The sequence below is a fragment of the Xanthobacter sp. BG11Y11_SDJG genome, from assembly GCF_057364445.1.
Window position 1 is genome coordinate 1 of record NZ_JBNFNU010000671.1, and the last position, 1,328, is coordinate 1,328.

Annotated in this window: 3 protein-coding genes; 1 reads left to right on the forward strand and 2 read right to left on the reverse strand. The window is 70.6% G+C overall.

The features are described 5' to 3' along the window. Together AC2W7M_RS25625 and AC2W7M_RS25630 are read right to left on the reverse strand one after the other, a co-directional pair. On the reverse strand, positions 1-422 hold a 422-nt coding region (locus AC2W7M_RS25625), incomplete at its 3' end, for a DUF2163 domain-containing protein (protein WP_486135927.1). A gap of 7 nt (positions 423-429) precedes the next feature. Further along, on the reverse strand, positions 430-1,068 hold the full coding sequence (locus AC2W7M_RS25630; RefSeq protein WP_486135929.1) for a phage distal tail protein, Rcc01695 family: 639 nt from the start codon (positions 1,066-1,068) through the stop codon (positions 430-432). Between the two features lie 71 nt (positions 1,069-1,139). Here AC2W7M_RS25630 and AC2W7M_RS25635 point away from each other — a divergent pair. Then, on the forward strand, positions 1,140-1,328 hold a 189-nt coding region (locus AC2W7M_RS25635; RefSeq protein ID WP_486135931.1), incomplete at its 3' end, for a hypothetical protein.

The following is a 1,328-nucleotide window of genomic DNA, read 5'->3' on the forward strand; positions in this document are numbered from 1 at the left end:
CGCCGAGCGCCGTCGGCGCGGGCGCGCACCTCGGCGGTGAACACCCCGTCGGCGCTGCGCACCTCGCCGATGGTGCCGCGGCGCAGGAGGACGAAGAGTTCGGGCGCGGACCAGTCCACCAGCAGCAGGTCCACCTGGGCGCCGTCATAGCGGCCGGCGGCGAGGTCGTCCGCGTCGAGCGCATCGGACGAGAGCGCGCCGGACAGCTCGGCGCCGGTGACGGCGAGGCCCTGCGCGAGCGCGCTCTCGCTGATGCGCATGCCGGAGGCTGCGCGCATCAGAGTGCCGTCCACCATGAGGTCGCGGTCGTGGTCGGTGAGGCCCAGAACCCAGCCATCGCGGCAGGTGAGGCGGACGGCGTGGCACAGCGTGGTCACGCCCGCGGCGAGGCGCGCGGCGAGCGCGTCGGGAAGCTCTCTCATGGCGCCCTCACGGCCGGATCTCGATGACGGGAATGCGCGGGATGTCGCCGGCCGAGAAGGCGGACAGGTTCACTTCGAGGAAGTCGGTGTCGAAGCGCACCGGCACGTCGAACAGGAAGCCCGCGGTGACGGCGGCACCATCGCCCGGAACCACCGATTCCGCGAAGGAGACAAGGCCGCTCGACGCCGCCACGGAGAAGGCGTCCGGCGCCACCTCGATGCCGTCCACCGCGACCCGGACGCTGCCTGCCACGGGCTTTGCGATGGGCCGCTTATAGGGCGCGTGGAGGAGGCCGTAGGTCTTCACCAGCGGGAAGTCGCGGCAAGCGCCGTCGCCGATGCCGATGAGCTGGTCGAGCGGGCGCGGCGCGGCGCCCGGAAGACCGGAGGAATGGTCGAGCCGGTCGCGCCAGCGGAAGCCGTAGAGGCGCCCGCGCCGCTCCTCGAAGAAGGCCACCACCTGGCTCAGCGCGGCGAGCGTGCGGACCCCGAATCCGGCGTCCCAGCGGCGCCGCGAATCAGCCTGCCGCGTGTTGCGCTCCTCGCGTCCGGATGCGGTCGTGACCACCTCCGTGACGCGCTCCGGACCGCCCGAAGCGCCCAGCGCGACGTCGATCGGGAAGAGAACCTCGTGAAAACCGCCCATGAGAGGCCTCCAATCCCCAATTCTTAAGGCAAATCAATAAAAAGCCGCTTGACATAGTCTAATCGCACGCCTTGACTTTCATTTCCTCGATGAGGATGGAGCGAAAGCATGGCTACGAAGCCCGCGAAGAAGACCCGCCGCCGCCGCGAGAAGAAGGCGCCGGCAAGGCCCCCGCGAAGGCCCCTGCGGCGGCAGAAGAAGTCCGCCACGAAGGCTGCCGCGAAGGCGCCCGCGAAGACGCGGAGGCGAAGCCCGCCGAG